Below are 26,651 nucleotides of genomic sequence, written 5' to 3' on the forward strand. Positions count from 1 at the left end.
AAATGGTTGGCAAAATCATTGATTTTAGCCGCAACTAAAAAAGTTGGAATCTGTTCTTAAACCAAATGGAAAGTTTGTATGAGTCTTGTACCAAGTGTTGATTTAAGGGATTTTACCTCAGGAGATTCCGAAAGAAAAGAAAAGTTTATCAAGGAAATCGGAAAAGCCTTTGAAGAAATAGGTTTTGTGGCCCTGAGCGGGCATTTTCTATCGGAAGCCTTGGTAGACGATTTGTATTCGGAGATAAAGCAATTCTTCAGTTTACCTCAAGATGTTAAAGACAGTTACGAAATTGAAGGCATTGGAGGGCAGCGTGGCTATACTTCTTTCGGCAAGGAACACGCGAAAGGCAGAAAAGAAGGAGATTTAAAAGAATTCTGGCATTTTGGCCAATACGTTAAAGAAAATCCTCGCTTAGCAGCCGAATACCCAGATAATGTAACGGTTAAAGAGCTGCCTCAATTTAATTCCATTGGCAAGGAAACCTATAAAATGCTTGAGAAGACAGCAAAATATGTGCTGCGTGCCTTGGCCATACACCTCGATTTGGAAGAAACCTATTTTGATGATTACATCAAGAATGGCAATTCCATTTTGCGACCTATACACTACCCACCTATCACATCTGAACCCAAAAACGCTGTTCGTGCCGCTGCTCATGGTGATATCAATCTCATAACCCTGTTAATGGGGGCTCACGGGCGCGGATTACAAGTAATGAACCACAAAGGCGAATGGGTAGATGCCATTGCCAGACCCGACCAAGTAATGATCAATGTTGGCGATATGCTTTCACGGCTCACCAACAATAAATTGAAATCTACCATACACCGAGTTATTAATCCTCCAAAGGAACTTTGGGGCACTTCGCGCTACTCTATTCCGTTCTTTATGCATCCGATAAGTGAGATGTCATTGAACTGTTTGGAAAACTGTATTGATGCAGAACATCCAAAGGGGTTCGAGGATACTAGTGCCGGGGAGTTCTTGCACGAACGTTTGATTGAATTGGGGTTAATAAAGTCTTAGCATTCCTTAAAATACCGCACTGAAAAAATTCAAACCAGTATAGATGCAATTAACCAAGCATTAGTTCGTTTGAAGATGTAATCATTTAAATGAACATACTTGAAAAGCACGCTCTTCTTTATTTTTACGGGCCTCATCTCGATTTTTACGCAAGCCCAAATCAAATTTGAACCCGGGTATTTCATAACAAATGAAGGCCAAAAAACGAACTGTTTTATTAAGAATAGTGACTGGAAGAACAATCCGATCAAATTTGACTATCGAATGACTCCTGAGGGAGAAATTCAAACGGGATTATTGCGTAATATAACCGAATTTGCTACTGAAAGTGGGTTTAAATATTTAGGTAGATCCGTTGCCATAAATCGTTCTTCCAATAAAACTGCTGAATTGGAAGGTAGTCGGGTGATTTCTTTTCAAAAAGAGAAATTGTTTTTAAAAGTTCTTGTTGAAGGCCCTTCCAATTTATACTATTATGAACAGGGTGATCTAAGAAGGTTTTTCTTTAGTATAGGCAATGGCGAAATTATCCAATTGCGATTCAAAAGGTATTTGAAAGAACCCGACAATAACAGGCCGAGCAGTAGAAGTGATCATCTAATTGGTGAAAACAACGAATTCAGGCAACAATTATGGAATAGTTTCAATTGCGAAGGCTTAAACAAAGCAGTCATTGCTAAATTGGCTTACAAATTTGATCCCATTACCAAGCTGTTTAATGCCTACAATGTATGCATTGACCCCAACTACGTGGCGGATGAAAAAGTTAAAACCAACTTTAAAGTGAATGTAAGTTTACGACCAGGTTTTAAATTGACTTCTTTGGATGTCGACAATAGCTTTTCCGCTTTTAGAAACGTAAATTTTGATCAAAAACTGAGTTGGCGTGCTGGAGTTGAATTAGAAGCAGTACTTCCTTTTAATAAAAATAAATGGGCAATTATAGCAGAACCTACTTTTAATTCTTACACAGATGAGGCCGAAATCACGGTGCAATCATCTATTGTTCAAATTGTGGCAAATATCAATTACAAATCTCTCGAACTCCCCATAGGCATAAGGCATTACATGTTTGTAAGTGACAAATTCAAATTATTCCTAAATGCTTCAGCCCTATTAGATATACCCTTCAATTCAGAGATAACCTATTCAAATGGTTTTTCAACTACAGCGCAGCTCGGATTCAACACCAGTTTTGTTGGCGGCATTGGCCTCAATTACAATAATAAATTTAGTATAGAGGGTCGCTATTTGGGCAGTAGGGAAGTTTTTTCTGCCAGTGAGTTTATTTCTTATATTTCAGATTATAAAGGGTTTTCGTTAATATTGGGGTATACAATCTTTTAGTTTATGGACTTAAAAAACCAACTTAAAAATCTTTTCCCCGATCATGTTCCTGAAACAGAAGAGCAGGCGGTTGAAAAAAGCGATATCTGGTTGCAGGAAGCACCTATACTATGCAAGTATGAAAAGCGCAAAGGCAAACCCATCACTATTTTAGAGGGGTATACTGGTGCAGATGAAGATTTTAAGAAGCTTGCAAAGGAAATTAAAACCAAACTGAGCGTCGGTGGAAGTTACAAAAATGGCGCTATTATTATTCAAGGTGATTATAGGGATACCATAATGGATATGCTTAAAGCCAAGGGTTTTCGTGTAAAACGCGTCGGTGGATGAGTTCTTAACCAAGCGCCTTGTTTCTCGCAGTTCTGTTTTTTATTGATGGTAAACTTGATTTTGTGTTAATTTTATTTTGTTTATTTCGTATAAATGTTACTTTTAACACTACAACCAAAACTACTGACTCTATGAGTTCCCTTTTGCATATTACAAATGGAGATAGTTTCACCCAAAGACTTGACTCCCTAAAGCTTAAAGGCGACGTTATTACATGGCGCGAAATGCTCTGTGAAGGTCAAACACTTACCAATGTTGGTAGTGAATCATTCTGGAAAGCCCGTTTTGAATTCTTAAACAAGAATTACAAGGTCACCAAATCTTCCTTTATTGAAAAAACCCTCAAAGAATACCGATCGCTCTGCAATCATAAGCAACAAGATCAAATTATACTTTGGTTCGAATATGATTTGTTTTGCCAGATAAATATGTTAGCTGTCATCAGTTGGCTAAAAGCAAATCGCAAATATGCGGAGATATCGCTGGTTTGTAGTGGCAACGAAGACGATTCAGATAAGTTATACGCACTGAATGAGCTAAGCGATGAGCAGTTATTAAAACTGTATAAGAATAAGGTAGTGCTTAGCCAAGATGATATCGAATATGCCGATTATGTCTGGCAATTGTACTGCAGTGACAACCCCATGCGTCTTGAAAATCTAAGTGATTTCAAAAATTACCAGTTTGACTATCTTTCAGAAGCCATAACATCGCATTTGCATCGTTTTCCTTCCATAAAAAATGGATTGAATGCCATGGAAAACAACATTCTTCAGCTGAGCGAGGATAAAAAGTTAAAATCTAAAAAGGAGCTTTTAGGTACTGTTTTACGCAATCAAGGCACCTTAGGTTTCGGCGATAGTCAATACGAAAGAGCTATTACTAGACTTAAACCCCTATTCACCTCCTTTAATCCAGTTAAACTTACTCGAAAAGGAAAAGAAGTGCTATCGGCGAAAACCAGTTACTATGCTAACATTCAAGATAACGAAGTGTACTTGGGCGGTGCTTTAAAATATAACTTCTTATACAACACCCATACCGACCGAATTCTAAAATTATAGAATGCAATTAGGGCCATCGGAGCTTATTCTAAATGCTGATGGCAGCATTTACCACCTTAATTTAGTGCCAGCTGACCTCGCTAGAACCGTTATTACGGTTGGAGACCCAGATCGCGTCTCAGATGTATCACAATGTTTTGATACCATTGAACTCAAAAAAGGAAAGCGAGAGTTTATTACCCATACCGGTACGTTGAATGGCAAACGTCTTAGTGTTATATCAACAGGAATCGGTACCGACAATGTCGACATCGTTTTAAACGAATTAGACGCGCTCGTAAATGTTGATTTTGAGAATCGGGTTGTAAAAGCAGATAAAACTTCACTTGACATTGTTCGCATTGGAACCTCTGGAGCGGTGCAATCAGCTATTGAAATCGATTCCTTCTTGATCAGTGAATTTGCGATGGGTTTCGATGGCGTTCTGCATACTTATCAAAGTGATCATGTGCAACATAAGCCAATTTCAGATGCCTTTGTAAAGCATACCGATTGGTCTACTGATAAAGCCCTCCCCTATGTGGTCAAATGCGACGATCGTCTCGCGAACCAGTTGGCTTCAAATCGTATACGATTTGGACTAACGGCAACAAACATCGGTTTTTACGGGCCTCAAGGACGCAAATTACGTCTCGATCTCGCTGATGAATCATTAAAAAGCAAAATAACTTCTTTTGCCTATGATTCTTTGAAAATAACCAACCTGGAGATGGAAACGTCAGCTATTTATGGGCTTTCAAAACTTTTGGGGCATCGCGCCGTTTCCATGAACTGTATTTTGGCCAATCGCGAAACCGGAGCATTTTCTAAAAACCCAAAAAAAGCAGTGGATGAGCTCATTACATATACCCTGCAAAAATTGACCAGTCAGTAAATTAAGAAACATACAAATTGTAGCTTTGTCATTTACGAATTCACATGAAAAAAGTTAATATCATTGGCGTACCCGAACACTTCAACCTGCCTTGGCATATGGCCATAGCGGAAGGCGCCTTTGCAGAAAGGGGCATAGCACTAAGTTGGACTGATATCCCTGAAGGAACAGGGAGAATGTGCCAAATGCTTCAGTATAAGGAAACCGATCTCGCCATTATATTGACCGAAGGTTTGGTAAAAAGCATTAGCGAGGGAAATCCTGCGAAGATTGTTCAGGAGTTTATCGCCACTCCCCTACTGTGGGGCATACATGTTGGCGCTGAGAGCAATTTTAAAGCGATTTCAGAACTTTCTGGCACAAAAGCAGCTATCAGTCGCTTTGGTAGTGGAAGTCATCTTATGGCCTATGTAAATGCGCAAAATGAAGGTTGGAGCATTGCTGATTTGCAATTTGAGATCGTGAATAACCTCCATGGGGCGGTACATGCGTTGACTCAGGGCGACGCAGACTATTTTCTATGGGAACATTTCACCACCAAACCTCTAGTTGATGAAGGGGTCTTTAGAAGATTAGGCGACTGTCCAACACCTTGGCCTTGCTTCGTGATTGCAGCCACAGACAAGTTTATCGCGGAAAACCCTTTGATCTTGGCACATATCGTAGAAGTGATAAATGTGTACACTGCTGAATTTAAGCAAATTCCAAGCATCGATAAAACCTTAGCGAATCGCTATAACCAACAACTAACCGACATTCAAGAGTGGCTTTCGCTTACGCAATGGAGTCAAAAACAAATAAAAGAACAAGATATTGCTACCGTTTGTAAAACCTTAAAAGAACTCAAGCGCATTGAGGCGCTCATACCCTACGAGGACATTGTTGTAAAATAACATTGCATTAATTGTCTATTTTGGTATTTGGAAAGTATTTCCCGATCAATTGCCGTATGGCTTCTTCAGATAAGGGCTTTTTAACGTATTCTTTAACGTGAGGATTGTTCATCACCTTGATCATGTCGGCCTCATCGGCACTTGTCGTAAGCATAACAATAGTAACTTTCTTACGTGTATCAGGATGCACCTCTTCCACGTAAGCCTTTAGAAATTCCCAGCCCCCCATTACAGGCATATTTACATCAAGGAGCACTAGGCAAGGGAGAAGAATTGTAGAAGAACCATTAGCGGGAGCCAGCAAATGGAGCGCCTCCTTCCCGTTAAGGGCAAAGTCTAAATCTACATTAAGGTTCAGTTTTCCTATAAAGATTTTGTTGAAAAGATGGCTGATTTCGTCGTCATCAACAAGAAGAATGGAATTCAAACTAAGGCTCATAATTGCAATAATGGTTTGGCTACATCGAAAGTAGTAATTTTCGTTCCATTTTTAAACCCAAATAACAATTATCACAGCTTTGACTTACTTCATGTTGAATATAACTTTGTAGTGTAGTAAAGCCGTAGCATAGAAAATAAATGTTGAGTACTACTGCTGGGTTACCAGTTAATTGTCTTTTTGCCCAAAGCATCTAAAACCGCATTGGCTTGGCTGAAGTGCTTGTTTCCAAACCAGTAGCCCCTATTGGCACTTAAGGGAGAAGGATGGCCAGAAGTGAAGATGCGATGTTTGTTAAGGTCAATAAGGGAAGCCTTCTTTTTGGCAAAACCACCCCATAGCAGAAAAATGAGGTTTTCTCTTTCATCTGACAATTTTCGAATAACCGAATCTGTAAACTTTTCCCAGCCCTGTTTTTGATGACTACCGGCATGGTGCGCCCGAACTGTCAGCGTAGCATTCAGTAGCAAGACCCCCTGCTTTGCCCATCGTTCAAGATTGCCACTTTGGGGATATGGCAGGGCCAAATCGCTTTCGATTTCTTTAAAAATATTCATCAGCGATGGCGGGTGTGGCATACCGTCTTTCACCGAAAAACATAGTCCATTGGCTTGCTCAGGACCATGATAGGGGTCTTGGCCGATGATGACCACTTGCGTAGCCTCAAACGGACAATGGTCGAAGGCTGCAAATATGTCTTTGCCTTTAGGGTAGCAGGTACTTTTGACATACGCTTCTTTTACGAAAGCAATAAGGTTCTTAAAATACGTTTGCTGAAATTCTTGTTTTAGCTGGTGTTTCCAGCTCTCATGTATGTTAACATCCATCAGAAGTTCGCCTTTTGAAGTAACTACAAAAGTAGATGATAAATGAAACTTCCACTAAATTTTTACGCTTAAAAATCCTCGAAGCCAATGTAAGCCAACTGTGCTTTCAAAACATCCGATTGTGCTTGCCGTTGCTCCAAGGTGGTGATGTAGTCAAGGGTAACATCTTCCTCGTAAAGATCATACGATTTAGTAGCCCAATTCATCGCTGCGCTCAAATTGCCGTTGTATTCACTCAAAACAGCAAGGTTGTAACAGGCACGGCTACTTATACGCGGTTTGGGGTGCGCGATCTCCTCCTCCAAGAGCGCAACAGCCTCTTGAAATTCACCCTCCTGAATTTTGCCATGGGCCAATTCGAAATTTTTGGTACCCACCACATAGTAATCTCTTTGAATCTCCAATTTTCGAGGTTGCATTCTTTGTGCATACGAACTACCAGAGCTCTTGCTCTGCGCAATTAGGGTTTCTCTACGTTGGTCAATCGCCTGAAGCGCATCGACAGAACTAACTCCCTTGGCCGATGCAACGATTTGTTCGTTTGAAGTAAACTCATCAACCAATATTCTTTGCTGCGGATCGTAAATTCGCCACCCATTTTCAATAAGTGTTTCCAAGGTTATCTCTTGGGCCGAAACTCGTGTTCGGTCGCGCATCATATCCATTTGATCTAACTTGGTCTTCTTTAGCGAAAAATGTGTTTCCGTTTCATGTGAAGCCAAGGAAAATATAGCATCCACGCCATTTTCGCTACAGATAGCGGCAATTTTTTTCCAGGTTTCATGGCTTGGTCGCGTACCAAAATCTGTTGGTTGATCTTGGAGATGGTCTAAAATTCGTACGGTATCAAATCGCTCATCTTGTGCCAACTCGTCAAAAAGTCCGGTTAAGGCAGCTTCCGTTCCCTTTTCAGCAAGCCAACGTTCCTCTAGGGCAATAAGTTGTTCTAATCGGGTGTCGTAACTCTTTACAAATGAAGATTTACTGCTATTTACGATGCCTATTTTCCTGATTTGATGTGGTAAATCGACCGGTGAGGGCTCCATTGTACTGATAGTCAGCTGTCTAGTTGACGTACAACTCGCAAATACCAATAGAACTAAGCAAAAAGAGAAGATGCTAAAAAAATGTCTCATATACGTCAAATAGCGCGAAGCGAATCTTGTTATCGCGGATATAGGTTCTGACTAAAACACCATTTAGGGGGAATATATTGTATACAGTGGTGCATTTGGTCGAAAAAACCTTAAAATATAAAGACTTAGAACGAAACCATTTAGGTATTTTTTAAGAATTGGCAGCTTGACAAAAACCGATGACTATTTTAAATTTCAACTGCAAACTTGAGTTTAACGACAATATTCTCATTATGATGACCAAATCATTTGCCTTCGGGTTATACATCATTTCTTTTTTTTGTTTTAGCGGCATAAGCCAGGCACAGACGCTATATGCGCTTAAAATAGATGGCAAAATCCGCAAAGAAGCCACAAACATTACCGCTGCCTATCAACCGCGTTTGGTTATGGGTTCAGACCAGGCGATGGAATTTAAACAAACCGTCGCCCGTTTTCTAGTAAAGCGCAAGGCAATTGAAAAAGATGATACCTTGACTGAAAAAGCACGATACGAACTGCTAAAGCAGTTGGCAAGCAAGGAGACCATGGCCATGGCCGATGTGCTGGAGTCGTATCGTTGGCAAGAATATATTCGCATCAAAAATGACATACAACCCCTTGTGGAACCCATAGCAAGAAAAGAAGAACTCATCGTAGTAAACCCAAGAGACCATTGAGTAGCACTCATGTATAGACCAGTTGGGTAACGCAAGGCTACACGCTTGTATTTAACTCCTATTACCTACCTTTGCCATCATTTTTAGTGAACATGGCAAATATTCATACGAAAACGCTTCAAGACCTTGAATTTCCGACGGTACTGCAACAACTCGCTGCACGTTGCAATACCGAATTGGGCAAGGAGCGCGCTTTAGAAATTGTGCCTTTACCCAATGCAGAAACCATACTGTTGGTTTTGGGGCAGACTTCGGAATATTTGTCCTCGCTGGTCAGTGAAAATCGGATTCCTAATCACGGCTTCGATCGCATTGACAGCGAGCTCAGCCTGCTCAAGATCGAAAACACAACATTGGAGGTGGGTAGCTTCCGAAAAATAGGAAGCATCTGTACTACCATTGCTACCCATAAAAAGTTTTTCAAAAAATTTAAGGAGTATTACCCACTCTTGTTTGAGGCTTCCGAAGACATTGAGTTGAACACCGATATTCCCAAGGAAATTAATGGCATTATCGATCGTTTTGGGGAAGTAAAAGACCGCGCTTCAGACAAACTGTTTGACATTCGAAGGCAAATGAACCAGGTAAAGGGGAAAATCAGTCAAAGTTTTGCCTCCGCTTTGAATCGCTACAAAGAATCGGATTATTTAGATGACATACGAGAATCAGTATACGAAAACCGTCGTGTTTTGGCGGTTAAGTCGATGTACCGCCGTAAAGTGAAAGGCGCTGTTATGGGGAATTCCAAAACGGGAAGCATTGTGTATATTGAACCCGAAGCGACCCTAAAGTATAGTCGTGAATTGACCAACTTGGAATTTGATGAAAAGGAAGAAATTCAACGCATTTTAAACCAGCTTACGGCGCTTATACGGCCTTTTGCACCTGTTCTTTCCGATTATCAGGAGTTTCTTGCCCAAATTGATGTAACCGCTGCAAAAGCTAAATATGCGGCGGAAACCAATGCCTTACTACCAAAAATAAATTCAGACCGACGCTTGTTTTTAAGAGAGGCCTATCACCCACTACTGTATCTCGATAACCAACTCAGGGGCGAGAAAACGTTTCCACAGACCATAGAATTGCACGATGAAAATCGCATCATCGTCATTTCTGGCCCCAATGCGGGGGGCAAAAGTATTACCTTGAAGACCATTGGCCTGTTGCAAGTGATGTTGCAAAGTGGATTGTTGATTCCGGTTCACGAGCGGAGTTCGGTCTGTTTCTTCGATAAGATTTTGACTGATATTGGAGACAATCAATCTATTGAAAATCATTTAAGTACGTACAGTTATCGACTCAAAAACATGAACTCTTTTTTAAGAAAGTGCAATGCCGATACACTTTTCTTAATTGATGAATTCGGTACAGGTAGCGACCCAGAATTGGGTGGGGCTCTTGCAGAGAGCTTTCTCGAAGTGTTTTATGAGCGTGAGGCCTATGGCGTAATAACAACGCATTACGCCAACCTAAAGCTCTTGGCCAATGAGTTGCCACATATTTCAAATGCGAACATGCTCTTTGACGGCAAAACCCTTGAACCAACATTTCAACTAGTGCTGGGCGAAGCGGGTAGTTCCTTTACTTTTGAGGTGGCGCAAAAGAACGGCATCCCCTACTCACTTATCAATAAGGCAAAGAAGAAGATAGAGCGCGGCAAAGTGCGTTTTGATGCCACCATAGCCAAAATGCAAAAAGAACGCAGCAAAATGGCTAAAACTGGCTCTAGATTGCAAGAAGAAGAGTCAAAAGCAAGAGAAGAAGCAGCAAGATTGGAGAAATTAAATGCCAAAATCAAATCAAAGCTTGAAAATTACCAAGAATTATACGACCATGACCAACGCATGGTGCATTTGGGAAATAAGGTAGATAAGGTGGCCAACCGCTATTTTCAAGACAAAAAGAAACGGGTCATGGTTTCTGAGCTGATTCGTATCGTGGAGACAGAAAACAGTAAGCGAAAAAAGAAATCGGCCAAAGAAGATAAAGCCGAACGTGTCAAAAAGGCCAAAGTTACACAAGAAGTTCAAAAAGAAGTCAAGGTCATTAGACAGAAAAAGAAGGTCGAAAAGAAGAAAGCCGTTCAAAAAGAAATAAATAAACCAAGGCCAGTTTTCAAGCTTGGAGATCGCGTTCGTATGACCGATGGTAAGGCCGTGGGTAGCATTGATAAGCTCGAAAAAGGCAAGGCCGTAGTGAATTATGGCATGTTTACCACCAATGTCAGTGTCGACCAACTCGAATTGGTTGAAAAGAAGAAATAAGAGCTATACGACATTTGATTATCAATACTTTACAATTGATCGTATACGATAATGACTAGCTACACTGCCTTAAAATCGTCTTTTGTAGGCGTCAAAATGTACGCAATTGTGGCATTTAGCAAGGTTATGTCGCCTTAGGCTCACCATGAACTAAAAGAAACATCATCACCTAGAATACCTGAACACAACCTCAGCTTTAGTGCATGTGCTTTATACTTCCGTTGCCTGAAACTAAAAATGGTATCGCGAACGCTTTTGAAAATCAAAGCTTCTCGATACCATTTTCTCCTTCTTAAAGATACCATCAATATGCCACAAGTAGCTATCACAGCGAGAAAGTAACTATGGCGGCTGCGTATAAAACAACAACCGACCGCAGGTTGTTGAATCCAACCTGAGCGGCCGACTGTATCCTAATTTCTCATAATTCTTTGACCGCAACTTTTGTACACAGCCCCACTACCCGCTTGGCGCAATAGGCTTCATACGATACCTCGCTAGATACATAATCTAGGTCGAATTCGCCCAGTGTTTTCCAAACAAGGTCCCAAACCTCAAATTGCACTTTCACATTGTACGAGCCATCCTTAGGGCTCAAAGAGTAGTCGACGTTTTTATCATCAAGTTTCTTCCAAGCTGAATATTTCTGTACATCATCATTTTGCTCAAAATAGGAAAAGCGATATCGAAAACTATTGTTTGCGGTTCTTTTGGCATAAATGCTGTTATGTTCGTATGGAAAACTAGGATCACAAGTCTTTAAAGTGTATTTCGTATTGTCTCCCATTTTAGCAATTTGGTTATCCTTTAAATACTTGACCGTATAACCAATTGGTGCGCCGGGATTACTCCTGCTGTATAGCGCCCCTTCGTCAATGGCTTCCCATAGTCCACCTTTTCCTTCTTCTACCTCACTTCCGGTAACGACCTTGGTGGCAATTTCTGCATTTCCGCCGATGGCCACAATGCTTATCGTCGATTCTTTAATTACTTTTTCGAAATTGACATCAATTTCACCAGCGACATCAACTTTGGCAGTTTTATAGTCCAAGGCTGCTTCAAGGTTTACTTCAGTTTCCGTATCCGTAGTTTCCATCCGTACCATGATGATCCGACCGTATTGTACTGAACTGACATAGGCAGGGGGAGCATCGCTAGATATAGCTGATTGTACCGTAGCCAAACTGACATCGCTACCAAAGACGGCCCCAGGGCTTTCTGGAGATTCCATAATTACACTATAAAACACCTGCCGAAACAATCGGGTGGCCACCCTTTTTTCAGTGGTCTTGCTATAGTCAAATTGTGCTTCAAACGAACCTTTTGACCATTCTGCACTTACGCCCAAATCAAGGCTCATTTGCTCTTTGGTGTAGGCTGTGGTGGTTTTTGATTTGTATTCCGCATCTATTTCATAACCTTGTGGTTGAATATCAGAATTCCAATATTCCAAAACTTCATCGACACCCGCTTGCGTATTTTGATAGTTCGGGTCAGCAATGGTCGTATTACCACCCTCACCAATACCGGGCAATTCAACGCGTAGTTTGGTAGGCGCCCTAGAAATTTGTAGTGGTAAAGGAGCTCCTTCATACAATTGTCGGTTTGCCATTATGAGCGCCCCAGGATAAACGACACCCAAGGTCGGGTCGAACATCACTACGCTTTCAAAATTTGATTTAATATCATAGTCTGTATCTCTGCATTCGGTAACAGATCCTTTACTAATATCGGTTGATGAATTTCTTGGAGTTACTTCTGTGCCTGTATTACCCTGTACATTCAAAACATCTTCAGGACTGTAGGACAAGCCAGCAATTAACGAATTGATCGCTGCCAAATCAGCATTCTCTTCGGGCTCTGGTTCTGGCTCTGGTTCTGGCTCTGGTTCTGGATTAGCTATAGGGTCAGGCACAAGTTCAGGCCCTTCTTTGGTACACCCGGAAAAAGACAGGGTGATCGCGCCTAGTAGTAACAAACAAAAAATCTTTTGTAAACTCAGTTGTTTTGTTTTCATAATTTCTTTGGTTTAATAGATTCAACACTCCAAACCTAGCCTAGAAAACAGGCAGACACTAATTTTGAGCATGGACAAAGTATGGACAGCCAAACTGTTTTTAGTGGTTTATGGACATGGACCAAGACTTTCAGCTATATACCTGAAATATATTTAAAATGTTGACAATCAATGGTTTGAAAATATATTTTGTCTCTTTACCATTTGATATGGTCTGGACAAATCATGGACAAGCGGTTTTTTTGCTGGTATGGGTTCCTTTAAGGGCTTCACAATTATTACTATCTTGAGATTGACTAAAACCAACACCACATGCCACTACTGCGATGCTTCATTTTTTTTATACTCATAGGTAACACCATAGTTTGGGGTCAGAATCAGCAAAAGGTTGATAGTTTACTTTCACTATATCAGGCTGCTGGGAAAATTGAACTTCGGGTGCCATTATTGGAAAGTCTTATTGACACTTATATTTATAATGATACCGAGGTAGCCGCAGGCTATATCAGAGAACTTTTAAACATTTCCAAAATAGCAAACTATGATGAGGGGATTATTCTTGGACATTTGAACATGGGGTACTACTACTACTCTATTGAAAAAATGGACTCCGCTTACTATCAATTGAATAAAACATTGGAAGTCGCCAAAGAAAAAAATAAAAAAGTAGGGGTGATCAAAGCACTTTCTAATCTTTCTCTGGTGCAAGGACACCGCGGGGAATACAGCGAAGCAATACAATTGATGGATTCTGTGGCACAATTATATTTAGATAAAGGCGATTATCTAAACTACGGTGTTTCCATAAATAATTCCGCTGCTCATTATTATGATAAGGGCGATTATTTAAAGGCTATGCAGGGGTATAGAAGGGCATTGAAGATTTTAGACACCATTGATCGTGAACCGTATAGGAAGGCCGATATTCTTAGAAACATTGGCAAATTGAATACAAGGCAAGGCAATCTTGAACAGGCATTAGACTATTTTGAATCTGCATTGAGCACCTACCTAGAAATTGACGATTACGTTTATGCTGCATCTACCTATACCGATATTGGCTCGGTACATTCAGACCTAGAAGATGAGAACAAGGCAATTGAATTTCATAAAAAAGCCTTCGAAATTGCGGAGTTGAGTAATAACAAATCTGTTTCAATTATTTCACTTGGTAATATTGGGATAGCCTATAAGAATTTAAGCCAATACGATTTGGCAATTGAGAATCTCAATCGCTGCTTAAGCGCAGATAGAGAAGAGATTTCGGATATAAATGAAGTGATATTTTTATACCATTTAGGCAATGCATACACCTACAAAGAAGATTTTGTTCTAGCAGAAAAATACTTGAACGAGGCCATTCAAGTTGCTGTTACGGGAGAAATTAGAAACGAATTGTTGAACGCTTTAGACTACAGGGCCTTTAATTTTGAGAAAAAAGGAACTCCTGGGTACGCCTTGGCCGACTTAAGAAAGGCGCAAGCTATTAAAGATAGTTTGTTTTCAGCTGAAAATGCCAAACAAATCAGCGAATTGCAGACGGCCTATGAGACCGAAAAAAAAGAATCAGCAATCGCACTTCAAGAAGAAGAAATCAACACCCTCAATGCAAAAGCAAAGGTCGATAAACTAACCAAAGGACTCTATGCTGGAGGTATGTTCACGTTTGTAACGGTTTCAGGGCTATTGTTCTTTGGGTTTCGACAACGAATCAAAAAGAACCGCATTGCTAGAGAAAAGCAAGATGAAATCTACAAACAGGAAATTGAGCACAAGAAGAAAGAACTCGCCAGCCAAACCCTGCATCTCGTTCAAAAAAACACCTTTATCCAAGAACTGATGGAAAATTTGGAGAATATCAAAAAATCTCCAGAGCTTTTCAAGACCGAGTTTCGGCGGATAGTAATGCTGCTAAAAAAGGAAAATGCCTCTGACAAAGACTGGGAGGTCTTTAAGACCTATTTCGCCGATGTACACAATGATTTTGATCAAAAGTTAAAGACGCTTTACGCAGATATTTCTGAAAAAGAAATACGTCTAGCAGCCTTTTTGCGTATGAACCTGACTACCAAAGAGATTGCGGCAACACTAAATGTTTTACCTGATAGCATTTTGAAGTCCAAATACCGCTTAAAAAAGAAACTCAATCTCGATAAAGAAACCGATTTGAACCAATTTTTAAATGCTTTATGAAGAAAATACTACTGGTAATTGCGCTAGCTACTATGTCAGCTTCTTACGGACAACAAATTAACACGAAGGATAGTCTTAAACGAGTTTTGACAATTCAAAAGGACACGAATCGACTCCGAACTCTTTATAACCTATTTTCTTCGTATGTGCGCAATACCCCTGATTCATCACGAACCTACCTAACTCACCTTTTGACGGAAAGTAAAAAAACCAAACACAAAGAGTTCTTGGGCTTAGCATACAAGGCTGAAGGGTTATATCATTACTATAAATCCAATTATAGGGAAGCAAAGAAGTCCTATAATAAATCTATTACAATATATGACAGTTTGAATTTAAAAATTCCATTGAGTAGAATGTATAATAACCAAGGAATTGTACTTAAATACCTTGGTGAATTAGAATCAGCTAAGGTGATACATTTAAAATCCTTAAAAATTAAGGAAGAATTAAACCTTTCACCAAGTGATATCGTTGCTTCTTTGGTAAATATTGGTGTGTTGGAGCATGAATTGGGAAATAATGAGCTTTCAACAGAATACTATCTGAAAGCCGAAAAAATTTGTTTTGAAAATAATATTGAACGTGGGCTCAATTTAGTAAGGATGAACCTTGCGGGAAATTTCAAGGATCAAAAAGAATACGAAAAATCGCTAAACTATTACACACTGGTAAGATCGTACTGTAAAGAACAGGAAGATTACCGAAATATAGCCAGAGTCACGAATTCGATTGGTTCGCTTTATCGAGCTCAAGATAGCCTTATAAAGGCCAAACATTTTTATTTAGAGGCCAATAAACTCAATATAAAACATGGTATTGAGCAAATGAGGGGGCTGACTACCCGAAATCTTGGGAAGGTAGCAATGCAGGAAAAAAAGTTTCGCCAAGCACTCGATTATTTTCTGGAAGCCAACACTATTTCACAAAAAACCGGCACAAACACCCGAAATGTAGGAGATTATTTAAATATCGCCAATGCCTATGCGGCCATGAGAGACTTTAGCAATGCTTACAAGTATCGCGAAATTCATTTCGCGAAGTATGATTCCATTTTTCAAAAGGAAAAGATTGAAAAGATCAACGAATTAGAAGTTAAGTACCAAACGGAAAAAAAAGAAGCAGAAATCGCTTTGCAAGAGGAAGAAATCAATACGCTGAATGAAAAAGCACGGGCTAATAAGCTCCAAAAAGGACTCTATGCAGGGGGTATGGCCTCTGCCCTAGCCTTATTTGGTCTATCGGTGTTTGGCTTCCGACAACGCATCAAAAAGAACCGTATTGCTAGAGAAAAACAGGATGAAATCTACAAACAAGAAATCGAACATAAAAAGAAGGAACTGACCAGTCAAACCCTGCATCTCGTTCAAAAGAACACCTTTATTCAAGAACTGAAAGAGAATTTGGAAAATATTAAAAGATCTCCCGATCTTTTCAAAGCCGAATTCAGGCGTATCGCGATGCTTTTGAAAAAGGAAAATGCCTCGGACAAAGACTGGGAGGTCTTTAAAACCTACTTCGCAGATGTGCACAATGATTTTGACCAAAAGTTAAAGACACTTTACGCAGATATTTCTGAAAAGGAAATACGTCTAGCGGCCTTTTTGCGTATGAACTTGACTACCAAAGAGATTGCGGCAACCCTAAATGTTTTACCTGATAGTATTTTGAAGTCGAAATATCGTCTTAAAAAGAAGTTGGGAATTGATAAAGATATTGACCTCACAAGTTTCTTAAATACCTTATAAACTTTAGGTGTTCCTTAGTCTCTACCGTATCTTTGCAATGTGAAACAAAACAAGAAAATTATTCTTTTCGACGGTGTTTGCAATCTTTGCAACGGTTTTGTGCAATTTATAATCAAACGCGATGTAAATGATGTCTTCCGCTATGCTTCCCTGCAAAGTGAAATTGGTCAGCAACTCGTTTCGGAGCGAAATATGAATACCTCAAAGATAGATTCTGTTGTTTTGATCGAGCCTAGAGTGGCTTACTATATCAAATCAGATGCCGCTTTGCAGATCGGGCGACATATTAAAGGGTATCGCACCGTTTCAAAGGCATTGTATTTGATTCCCAGCAGTTTACGCAATATCATATACGATTTAATCGCTCGATATCGCTATGCCTGGTTCGGAAAAAAGGATCAGTGTATGATTCCTACCGCAGCATTGAAGGCTAAATTCTTAGACTAGCTTTATATATGAATCAAATATCACACAAAATCTACGATTACCTAATTGAATCCGGACTTTCAGTAGAATGGGCGGCTTATATTAATATGGCCATTTTACTGATCGGTGTACTTACCATACTACTTTTAATAGATTTTATACTTAGAAAATTGTTGATTGGTTTGTTCGCCCGTCTTTCTGTAAACTCCAAGACGCATTTTGATGACTTTCTGGTCAAAAACCGCGCTCCAAGGAATATTGCGCATATTATTCCTTTGGTATTGCTATTTAAAGCCATACCTCTGGTCTTTAGAGATTTTCCAGCGGCGGAATCTATTCTGTCTAAGGCCATCGAAGTGTTGGGTATTTTCCTCTTTTTATGGATCGTTAGAAGCCTACTTCATACCATAAAAGATTTCCTAAAAACCTTAGCCAACTTAAAAGACAAACCCATAGACAGTTATATACAGGTCTTTATGATTTTCGCCTGGGCATTCGGACTTTTCTTTGCTTTTTCGATAATAACAGGAATTGAACTATGGAAGTTCCTTACTGCTTTAGGAACCGCATCGGCTGTAATCATCCTTGTTTTTCGCGATACCATCATGGGATTTGTAGCCAGTATTCAGGTATCAATTAATGATATGGTGCGTATTGGTGATTGGATCACCTTTGATAAATACGGAGCAGATGGTGACGTCACAGAAATCAATTTGGCAACCGTTAAAGTTCAGAATTTCGATAAGACCATAACCACCATCCCTACCTATGCCTTGATTTCCGATTCGTTCAAGAATTGGCGTGGCATGACGGGTTCGGGTGGAAGAAGAATCAAGCGGGCGCTTATTATCAAACAAGAGAGCATACGCTTTTTAAACAAAGAAGATGTGCAATCACTGCAGAAAATTCAGTTGCTTAGGTACTACCTTGAAAAGAGAGGCAGCGACATTGAGCAGTATAATGTCGAAAATCAAATAGATAAGTCGTTGTTGATTAACGGTAGGAATCTAACAAACATAGGGGTTTTTAGAAAATACACAGACGCCTATATCAATCAACACTCTGGTATCAATAAAGGCATGACCATTATGGTGCGGCAGTTAGCACCAACACCTCAAGGCCTACCGATTGAAATCTATGCCTTTAGTAGTGACAAACGCTGGCAAAACTACGAATACATAATGGCCGATATCTTTGATCATCTACTAGCAGCAGTCTCCTTTTTTGATCTAGAAATCTTTGAATTACCCAGTAGTACGTTTAAATCAAGCTAGTTTTTATAAGGTTAAAGGTGCCGGTAGCTACCCGCTTGTTAATCAGACTTGCTAACTCAACAGGGCATTTCCCTAATCAAAACCTTCACCTCCCCTATTTAAGGTTGTAGCATGGTTTAGTGGTCATTAAGTTTATCGAAACTTTAAACAACAACCACTATGAAAAATCTAATTGTATTTCTTGTTTTATGTCCGTTTTTGATTTTTGGGAATGACGAAAAAATTCCTTCTAAAATTAAGGAGGTAACCGTTTATTTAAATGGCGCAAACATTACCAGAGTAGCAGAATGCAGCTTACCACCTGGAGCCTCCGAAATTACCTTAAGTGGCCTTTCAACTAAAATCGATGAAAGTAGCATTCAGATTTCAGGCCTTCAGGCCGTTTCTATTTTGTCAATGTCATACGATATTAATTATATGCCTGTTATCGAAGATAAAGTGGTGACCTTGCCTTTAGAGGATCGGCTAGAGGCTATTGCCTCGGAAATTGCCTTGTTAAAAAATAGCATTGCAGGACTTGAGGAAGAGGAACAGGTCATCTATGCCAATCGCACTGTCAGTGCTCGAACACAGGCTTTGAGTCTTGAAAAGGTAAAAGAAATCAGCACCTACTACCGTGAACGCATTACCGCTATAAAGAATGCTATATTTAGATCAAATTTAGAAATCAAAACGCTCAATGATGAGACAAGAACCCTGCAAAAGCAGTTAGCAGAACTAAATAATTCGCCAGAAAAGGAACATGGCGAAATCAATATAAAATTTGACGCCCCAATTGCTAGTAAGCTCAACTTAAAGGTCTCCTACCAGGTTCAAGATGCGGGTTGGATTCCTAATTACGATATCAAATCTTCCGATATCAATACCCCTTTATCACTAAATTATAAAGCACATGTGTACCAGAAAACAGGCAATGACTGGAATGATGTTTCAATTATATTATCCACCGGAAATCCTAACTTAAATATTGCCAAACCCAACTTGGGCGCGAAATACCTCAACTTCACCAATGGGTACCAGAATAGAAATGCCAATGCTACCAAGAAAAAGAAGTATGTTTACAACCCAACGGTTAGAGCGATTACAGGAACTGTGTTGGATGAATCAGGACTTCCATTACCGGGCGCGAATGTTTTGGTAAAGGGTACTTCAAATGGCACACAAACCGATTTTGATGGTCACTTTTCACTTGAGGTTCAAAGCGGTAAGGAATTGGTAGTTTCATACTTAGGTTTTCATAATTCAGAACTTCCAATTTATTCATCAGTAATGAATATTCGATTGGATGAAGACGCTCAGGCCCTAGAAGAAGTTGTGGTTGTTGGGTATGGTTCTAGCCGTAAGAAAGTGTATACGGGTGCCGTAAGCTCGGTTTCAGCGGAACAGCTTTTACAAGGTAGGGCCGCAGGCGTTCAAATAAGAGGGAATTCTTCTTTTAGAGGTAAATCATACAATCCTCCCCCTCAACCTCCCTTATATATTATTGATGGAGTGATTTCTGAAAACTTTGTTGAGGGTGATATAGATATGGATGAAATTCAATCTGTCGAAGTCTTAAAAAGTTCAAATGCCACAGCACTTTACGGTAGTCAAGGGGCGAATGGCGTTGTCGTTATTACAACAAAGAAAAGCTTTGCCCAAGATGATGTTACTACCACCAAATTTGTTATTAAAAAACCATATTCTATTATTTCCGATGGAGATATTACAGCTATAGAAATCAACAGCTTCAAGTTGGATGCGAAATATGAATATTTTGCGGCTCCTATCGTAAATGAAAATGTATTCTTAACTAGCACCTTCAATGATTGGGAGCAATACAATTTATTACCAGGAGAAGCCAGCGTTTACTTTAAGGGTTCTTATGCCGGAAAGACGACTATTGATCCGTACACGACAAAGAAAGAAATGACCATTTCTTTGGGGATAGATCAAAACATTACCGTTAGTAGAAAACAAAACAAGAATTTCAAAAGCAAATCTTTTACCGGTAGCAGTCGTATTTTAGATAGAATATATGATCTAGAAATTAAGAACAATAAGGCGGTAGCCATTGATATGAAGCTCATGGACCGGATTCCCATTTCTCAAAACAAGGATATCAAAGTAGACGATATTGAGACGAATGCAGCCAAATACGAAGACAAAAAAGGCCTTTTAACGTGGAATCTAAAACTAGCACCACAAGAGGCAAAGACCGAAAGTTTTTCCTTTCAAGTGAAATATCCTAAATACAAGCGAATTTCTATATAGACAAGCAAAATGATAAACCGCAAGACTTTTATATACCATTGTGTCTGTGCGTGCTTATCAAAAATCACTCGAACTGACCAATTACCTTATCATCAATTCGAGTGATTTTGTTTTTTAGTCCAGCAGAAGCATACCACTGTAAGGAGCACCTTATTTCAAATTGTTCAAAATAAAATCTAACGTCTTATTGGTATTCAAATTCTGCCGATAGGCTAGATTGGTAAAGTGATTGTCTTGGGCGAGACCCAATTTATATAGCTTTTGTATGGGCATTTCATAGTCTAATGAGACTTTCCCAGAAAGCAACACCTCCATAGGTTCTTCTTGAAGATAACGGTTGTAAATTTTACGCAATCCACTTAAATAAAGGCGGTCTTTGGTAAAGCCCCCTCCCCTGTGTGCACGAAGGGTTATGGTAAAAGCATCATTGCGATTGAGTTTGTATTGATTATGAATCAAATCAAAGGTATCGGAGAACGTATATCCCTTGATTAAACTATCGGAGGCCAAAACGCGATACGCCAACTCTTTTAAGCGTTTTAGGGTCAATGCGCCGCTCATATATTCACTAAAAACCGCCAGTCCTTCTTGGGTTTCCACATTTTTAGGAAAGCCGTTAGAGAAAATTTTTAAGGGTTGCTGCTGACCGTTGTAGGTAGTCACCAAATGAACGCCAATCTCATGATTGGCCAAGGTCAGTAACTGGTTTTTACTGAATTTGGCATTTCGCTTGATTAATAGCGCTTGTGAAGCATTGCTTACCATGGCTTCCGCGGCAATATGGGTTGAGAATTTGATGTTTAAGGGGAAATCGTATTGTTCTGCAAAATCTTCAAAGTACGCTTTGGCCTCCTCTGGGGTGAATATCTTTTCCAAATCCCCAGTAAGCGGTTCGTCTCTATAATGCAATATAAAACGGGCATTTTCAACATCTTTCTCTGTTGGAGAACCATAAATTCGTAAGGAATTGTAGTGAAAGCTCTTCTTTTGCCCAATGGTTTCGATACATTGTACCATGTTCGAATAGTAATAGATGATGTCTTTGTACAGTGTACGTATCTGTTCATCTTCTATACGTTCCAATCGTTGAGAAAAGAACATACGATGCAGTTTATAAGGGCTAAACTTCAACTTGGGGTATCGAAAATCAGGGTCAACGGAATACTTGGAAGCGAAAAACTGATGTTTCTCTTTCTCAATATTGACCGGATTCACATAGCTTAACAACTCAATTTTTTTTACTAGGCGATCTAGGTTAGCGTCGATTTCAAATATATCGGCGTATTCGCGTTGCAATTCGTTAAGCTCTTGAGACTGAATCATATACTTTCTTGAAATTCCTTCAACTGCAAAGGTATCAATTCTTTCAATTGATCTTCCACAGAACGCACAACTTCAGGATAAAGTATACCTTCATATTCGTCACAGTATACTTTGGCAATCTCCGTTGCTAACACCAAAGTATTGTTGAAGTTTTGGGTAATGTATTTCAAAAAATATCCGTTACCCTGAAAAGTGTCGTTGATTCTTGAGGTTGACTTAATACCATTGGGAAGTTGCATTTGTCCCAACCTATGGCACCATGATGCTACTACTTTTCCGAATCTCTCATTATCAATATTGATTGTACCGAGATTCCATGTCGGCACTTCCCTATCCCAACGTTTCCAGTTATAACTATGCATATCAAAAACGATGGCCTTTCCATATTTTGTTTCTATTTGCTGTACCAAAGCCTGTACCACCTTATAGAAATTGCTATGTTTTTGAAGGCTGTGGTTTCGCTCTTCTTCGGCTAAAGGGTTTTTCCACAGCTGCTTTCCCCAAGCATCGGTATAAATTGCGGTTTCAGGAGCCCTATTCAGATCATACTCAAATCTACTGTCGCATCCTGCGATAACGATAGGATGTGATTGCACCATTTCTCGGGTACAGGGATCTTCTTCATACCAACGGTCGTAAGCGCTGTGCAAGCAATTTTCCCAAAGCGATTTTCGAAATTGGTGCCCGTCGTGAACCGCCCCGCAGATATATGGAGCATATTCCGCTATTTTTAACCTAAAGGAATAATCTTCCGAAACGGTTTCAAAAGGAACCTCAGCTTGAATATTGGAAATAATGGAAGCTACAGAAAGCTTAAGCATTTTCAACCTCGTTGCGCAGCCGTGAACGTCTGTCAAAGGCCTGCAATTGATCAATAACCTTGCTTTCAACAAAATCAATCACCTTAGATTGTATTTTGGTCTTATACACCTTGTTCATATAGGTAATACCCCCAGGTGACATTACATTCACCTCAACAAGCTTACCTCCTATTACATCAATACCTACAAAATAGAGTCCGTCTTTAACCAGCTTAGGCCCGATTTGTTTGCAAAGAGCCTTTTCTTCCTTGCTCATAGAATGTTTCTGAACTGAGCCCCCAGCAGAAACATTAGACCGATGGTCATCGGTACCCGGTACGCGTTTCATGGCCCCAATAGGCTCTCCGTTCAATATCAAAATGCGAACATCTCCCTGGTCAGCACCTTCAATATATTCTTGAAGTATTACATAGTTAGATGTTCCATCAGAGTTAGTTATGTAAAAATCTAATAATGACTGAATACTGCTCATAGCAGATTTTTCTATGAGAATGACCCCTGACCCTCCAAAACCATTGAGGGGTTTTAATATCATCTTGTCGGCTTTAGATTCTTTAATTTGGCGAATCAAATGACGTTTGTTTTTTGACACATGAGTCGCAGGAATAATATTGCTATGCGAATCGCCGAAGGCAGCGGTATATAATTTGTTGTTCGCCTCACGAAGCCCTTGAAGTGAGTTCATGATAAAAACATCATCTTTAACCGAATCAAGAAAGTTCAACATGATCGGATCTAAGGGTGGATTGGCCCGCATAAAAATCACATCAAACCCTGCTAAGGGAAGCATTTCTTCTCGTAAGGTTGCCTGCTTGTAAAACGATTTCAGACTGCCAGATACTTTATCAAGCCTATTGATAACTGTACAAAACGCATTGGTCACACTATTTCGAATGGTAAGATTGGCTGGCGTACACAAGGCAACCCCATGTTTGCGTTTTACGCATTCATGAATCAAAGCCAGACTAGTATCATTTTCGGGGTCGATATCCTCCCAGGGATACATTAAAAAACAGATGTTCATTTTATAACGCTTTAGAATTCTACTTTACTTCCTCATAGTGATCATCCCATTCCTTTGGGCGTGGTTCTCCTAGTTTATCAACCGATTTCGCCACAATAGTGGCCACAGTAGCATCACCGGTAATATTAACCACGGTTCTCAGCATATCTAGGGGTCTATCAACGGCAAATATCAACGCCAAACCAATGGCATATTTTTCGGGTGGAAACCCTACGGATTCAAGAACGATGACCAACATCACCATTCCCGCTCCAGGTACCGCAGCTGTTCCAATAGACGCCAAAAGGGCGGTGAGAACTATGGTTAGTTGGGCACCCAACGGAAGATCAAAACTGAGCGCTTGCGCAATAAACACTGCTGCAATACCCTGATAAAGACTTGTGCCATCCATATTAACTGTGGCGCCTACGGGCAGCACAAAACTAGAAACCTCCTTGTCGACACCTATATGTTCTTCTACTCTTTCCATGGTAACCGGAAGGGTAGCCGCACTTGAACTGGTACTAAATGCAAGCAGTTGCGCCGGACTCAATTCTTTTAAAAACCAAAAGGGGTTCTTTTTAGCGAATACCGACACTAAGATGCTATAAAAAACTATCATTAAAAAGAGTCCTAATACCACCACGCCGGCATATTTAAGCAAGGCCAGCAAAATCTCAGGGTCGCTTGAAGAAACCACCACATTTGCTAACAAGGCAAAAACTGCATAAGGTGCGGTAAGCATTATCAAGTCTACCATCTTCAGTACGACATCATTCAGAGAGTCAAAGAAATTCTTTAAAGGCGTGGCTTTCTCCTCTCCAATAAGCAGCATAGAAATACCCATAAAAATGGTAAAGAAAATAACCTGCAACATCAACTGATTATTACCTAGGGCTGAAACGGCATTGTCAGGAACCATATCTTCTAAAAATTTCAACGGACCGCTTTCTTTCTGACGTGAGGCTTCCTCCAGTTTGGCGGTAACACCCTCATCAGAAGCGTATGTTGATGTCAGTCTATCTATGGTCTCTTCAGAAATTCCGTTTCCTGGCTCGATTAGGTTTACCAAAACAAGACCAAGAATGATAGCGACAGTAGTGGTACCTATATAAATACCGATAGTGCGTAATCCGATGTTCCTGAATTTAGAAATATCTTTTAAGTCAGATATCCCCTTAATAAGTGAAGCTAAAATTAAAGGAACGGCAATCAGTTTGAGCAGTTTAATGAAGATGGTGCCAAACGGACTTATCCAGTTGGTGACAAATTCCTTACCCCATTCCAAATAGGTCATACCAAAACCGAATACCAGTCCCAGTAGCATACCAATCATTATTTGCCAATGCAATTCAAGCTTCCTCATACCTAGTTTAGTTTAGACAGGTAAGATAGTATTAAAATACGAAGTACGAAATATGCGAAGTACGAATATGATAACCGAAATTGGCAGATGCAGGTAAGCACATTAATCCTCTAAAGATCCAAACACATAAGTCAATTTTTAACTTGTGCTTGAGCTTGCATTTGCCGTTGAACTTGCACTTACTCTTGAACTTTATTCCAATTTGATGGTGCGATTCAGCAGCGTATAATCCGCTAAAACGAGGGCCGCCATAGCTTCAACGATAGGCACGGCGCGAGGCACAACACAAGGATCATGCCTTCCCTTGCCTTGAGTTTGTACGGTATTGCCATCTTTGTCAATGGTTTCATACCCTTGAATAACAGTGGCCACGGGTTTAAAGGCTACCTTAAAATAAATATCCATACCATTACTAATACCTCCTTGCACCCCTCCACTATGATTGGTTTTGGTGCTTCCGTCGGTATTGAATTGATCGTTGTGTACGCTGCCTTTCATTTTGACTCCCTCAAATCCGCTGCCGTATTCAAAGCCTTTTACCGCATTAATCGAAAGCATGGCCTTACCCAATTCGGCATGAAGCTTATCGAATACAGGTTCACCCAATCCGACCGGAACATTTTGAATCACACAACTTATGATTCCACCAATCGTATCCCCCTCTTTTCGAACTTCTTTGATATAAGCCTCCATTTGCTCGGCCATCTCAGGATCAGGACAGCGTACGGGGTTGGATTCGGTTAGCGCTAAGTTCAATTCTTTATAATCCTTTTCCAATCGCATGTCACCTACTTGTGACACAAAGGCATTGATTTTGATTTTAGCTAACATTTGCTTGGCAATGGCACCTGCCACTACCCGACTTGCAGTTTCGCGAGCAGAGCTACGCCCGCCACCACGGTAGTCTCTAAAACCATATTTCTGGTCGTATACATAATCTGCGTGAGAAGGTCGGTACGAATCTTTGATATGAGAATAATCTTTTGATTTCTGATTGGTATTGTGAATGGCAAAGCCAATAGGTGTTCCTGTGGTTTTTCCTTCGAATATTCCGGAGTAGAACTCTACCGTATCGGGTTCTTTTCGTTGTGTCACAATAGCAGATTGCCCTGGTTTTCTACGGTCTAATTCTCGTTGGATGGCATCGAGGTCGATCTCCAAACCGGCCGGGCATCCATCTAAGACGCCGCCAATGGCCACCCCATGTGATTCTCCAAACGTTGTCAGCTTAAATAGGTTTCCAAAAGTATTTCCAGCCATGTGATGGGTTAAAAGTGGTGCACAAAGGTAAATCTTAAATTATTGCCGACCAAAACAAGCTTAGCCGTAATGTTTAGGTAACATTTGCCAGCCTTCGATAATCTT

Annotated in this window: 22 protein-coding genes; 13 read left to right on the forward strand and 9 right to left on the reverse strand. The window is 40.1% G+C overall.

Translation table 11 applies throughout. From position 1 onward, the window contains the following. Positions 1-78: 78 nt before the first annotated feature. From ABJN95_RS12905 to ABJN95_RS12930, 6 genes are all read left to right on the forward strand, one after another. Entirely contained in the window at positions 79-1,029 is a 951-nt protein-coding gene (locus ABJN95_RS12905) for a 2-oxoglutarate and iron-dependent oxygenase domain-containing protein (RefSeq protein WP_348370822.1), read from the forward strand. Between the two features lie 99 nt (positions 1,030-1,128). Then, positions 1,129-2,376 (forward strand): hypothetical protein, encoded by a 1,248-nt coding sequence (locus ABJN95_RS12910; RefSeq protein ID WP_348370823.1) that lies wholly within the window; start codon positions 1,129-1,131, stop codon positions 2,374-2,376. A 3-nt stretch (positions 2,377-2,379) separates the two neighbouring features. Further along, positions 2,380-2,706, forward strand: a complete 327-nt coding sequence (locus ABJN95_RS12915) for a translation initiation factor (RefSeq protein ID WP_348370824.1) — start codon at positions 2,380-2,382, stop codon at positions 2,704-2,706. Positions 2,707-2,837: 131 nt separating this feature from the next. Then, positions 2,838-3,770 carry a DUF1835 domain-containing protein gene (locus ABJN95_RS12920; RefSeq protein WP_348370825.1) on the forward strand — a complete coding sequence of 311 codons (933 nt, stop codon included), beginning with the start codon at positions 2,838-2,840 and terminating at the stop codon, positions 3,768-3,770. Between the two features lies 1 nt (position 3,771). After that, positions 3,772-4,644: a nucleoside phosphorylase gene (locus tag ABJN95_RS12925; RefSeq protein WP_348370826.1), complete on the forward strand. Its 873-nt coding sequence runs from the start codon at positions 3,772-3,774 to the stop codon at positions 4,642-4,644. A gap of 44 nt (positions 4,645-4,688) precedes the next feature. Next, positions 4,689-5,537, forward strand: coding sequence for a substrate-binding domain-containing protein (locus ABJN95_RS12930; protein ID WP_348370827.1), 849 nt, complete (start codon positions 4,689-4,691; stop codon positions 5,535-5,537). 7 nt (positions 5,538-5,544) lie between these two features. On the opposite strand, the gene ABJN95_RS12935 is transcribed toward ABJN95_RS12930, so the two are convergent. From ABJN95_RS12935 to ABJN95_RS12945, 3 genes are all read right to left on the reverse strand, one after another. Continuing rightward, the gene (locus tag ABJN95_RS12935) at positions 5,545-5,976 is read right to left on the reverse strand and encodes a response regulator (protein ID WP_348370828.1); all 432 of its coding nucleotides are present in this window, start codon (positions 5,974-5,976) and stop codon (positions 5,545-5,547) included. 161 nt (positions 5,977-6,137) lie between these two features. Next, positions 6,138-6,803 carry a uracil-DNA glycosylase gene (locus ABJN95_RS12940; protein WP_348370829.1) on the reverse strand — a complete coding sequence of 222 codons (666 nt, stop codon included), beginning with the start codon at positions 6,801-6,803 and terminating at the stop codon, positions 6,138-6,140. Positions 6,804-6,871: 68 nt separating this feature from the next. Beyond that, positions 6,872-7,849, reverse strand: a complete 978-nt coding sequence (locus ABJN95_RS12945) for a DUF6340 family protein (protein ID WP_348370830.1) — start codon at positions 7,847-7,849, stop codon at positions 6,872-6,874. 323 nt (positions 7,850-8,172) lie between these two features. On the opposite strand from ABJN95_RS12945, the gene ABJN95_RS12950 reads away from it, so the two are divergent. Together ABJN95_RS12950 and ABJN95_RS12955 are read left to right on the forward strand one after the other, a co-directional pair. Continuing rightward, on the forward strand, positions 8,173-8,598 hold the full coding sequence (locus ABJN95_RS12950; protein WP_348370831.1) for a hypothetical protein: 426 nt from the start codon (positions 8,173-8,175) through the stop codon (positions 8,596-8,598). Between the two features lie 92 nt (positions 8,599-8,690). Continuing rightward, on the forward strand, positions 8,691-10,862 hold the full coding sequence (locus ABJN95_RS12955) for a DNA mismatch repair protein MutS (RefSeq protein ID WP_348370832.1): 2,172 nt from the start codon (positions 8,691-8,693) through the stop codon (positions 10,860-10,862). Positions 10,863-11,283: 421 nt separating this feature from the next. Here the strand turns inward: ABJN95_RS12955 and ABJN95_RS12960 are convergent, their stop codons facing one another. Beyond that, positions 11,284-12,879 (reverse strand): thiol-activated cytolysin family protein, encoded by a 1,596-nt coding sequence (locus ABJN95_RS12960; RefSeq protein WP_348370833.1) that lies wholly within the window; start codon positions 12,877-12,879, stop codon positions 11,284-11,286. A 312-nt stretch (positions 12,880-13,191) separates the two neighbouring features. Between ABJN95_RS12960 and ABJN95_RS12965 the strand changes: the two genes are divergently transcribed. The 5 genes from ABJN95_RS12965 to ABJN95_RS12985 all read left to right on the forward strand — a co-directional run bounded on the left by ABJN95_RS12965 (position 13,192) and on the right by ABJN95_RS12985 (position 20,773). Continuing rightward, positions 13,192-15,072, forward strand: a complete 1,881-nt coding sequence (locus tag ABJN95_RS12965) for a tetratricopeptide repeat protein (RefSeq protein ID WP_348370834.1) — start codon at positions 13,192-13,194, stop codon at positions 15,070-15,072. Beyond that, positions 15,069-16,820, forward strand: a complete 1,752-nt coding sequence (locus ABJN95_RS12970) for a hypothetical protein (RefSeq protein ID WP_348370835.1) — start codon at positions 15,069-15,071, stop codon at positions 16,818-16,820. The genes ABJN95_RS12965 and ABJN95_RS12970 overlap by 4 nt, the downstream gene beginning before the upstream one ends. A 39-nt stretch (positions 16,821-16,859) precedes the next feature. Further along, positions 16,860-17,267: a DCC1-like thiol-disulfide oxidoreductase family protein gene (locus ABJN95_RS12975; protein ID WP_348370836.1), complete on the forward strand. Its 408-nt coding sequence runs from the start codon at positions 16,860-16,862 to the stop codon at positions 17,265-17,267. Between the two features lie 8 nt (positions 17,268-17,275). Further along, positions 17,276-18,520, forward strand: a complete 1,245-nt coding sequence (locus ABJN95_RS12980; protein ID WP_348370837.1) for a mechanosensitive ion channel domain-containing protein — start codon at positions 17,276-17,278, stop codon at positions 18,518-18,520. A 159-nt stretch (positions 18,521-18,679) separates the two neighbouring features. Beyond that, positions 18,680-20,773 (forward strand): mucoidy inhibitor MuiA family protein, encoded by a 2,094-nt coding sequence (locus ABJN95_RS12985; protein ID WP_348370838.1) that lies wholly within the window; start codon positions 18,680-18,682, stop codon positions 20,771-20,773. A gap of 150 nt (positions 20,774-20,923) precedes the next feature. Here ABJN95_RS12985 and ABJN95_RS12990 read toward each other — a convergent pair whose 3' ends face one another. From ABJN95_RS12990 to aroC, 5 genes are all read right to left on the reverse strand, one after another. Further along, entirely contained in the window at positions 20,924-22,096 is a 1,173-nt protein-coding gene (locus tag ABJN95_RS12990; RefSeq protein ID WP_348370839.1) for a flavohemoglobin expression-modulating QEGLA motif protein, read from the reverse strand. After that, positions 22,093-22,917, reverse strand: a complete 825-nt coding sequence (locus ABJN95_RS12995) for an N-formylglutamate amidohydrolase (protein ID WP_348370840.1) — start codon at positions 22,915-22,917, stop codon at positions 22,093-22,095. The genes ABJN95_RS12990 and ABJN95_RS12995 overlap by 4 nt, the downstream gene beginning before the upstream one ends. Further along, positions 22,910-23,941, reverse strand: a complete 1,032-nt coding sequence (gene gshB / locus ABJN95_RS13000; RefSeq protein ID WP_348370841.1) for a glutathione synthase — start codon at positions 23,939-23,941, stop codon at positions 22,910-22,912. Before gshB ends, ABJN95_RS12995 begins: the two co-directional genes overlap by 8 nt. 19 nt (positions 23,942-23,960) lie before the next feature. Then, positions 23,961-25,286 (reverse strand): dicarboxylate/amino acid:cation symporter, encoded by a 1,326-nt coding sequence (locus ABJN95_RS13005; protein WP_348370842.1) that lies wholly within the window; start codon positions 25,284-25,286, stop codon positions 23,961-23,963. Positions 25,287-25,478: 192 nt separating this feature from the next. Then, complete coding sequence (gene aroC, locus ABJN95_RS13010) at positions 25,479-26,546, reverse strand: chorismate synthase (RefSeq protein ID WP_348370843.1); 1,068 nt, start codon at positions 26,544-26,546, stop codon at positions 25,479-25,481. Positions 26,547-26,651: the final 105 nt, after the last annotated feature.

It is taken from the genome of Maribacter sp., from assembly GCF_039974175.1.
Classification (GTDB): Bacteria; Bacteroidota; Bacteroidia; order Flavobacteriales; family Flavobacteriaceae; genus Maribacter_C.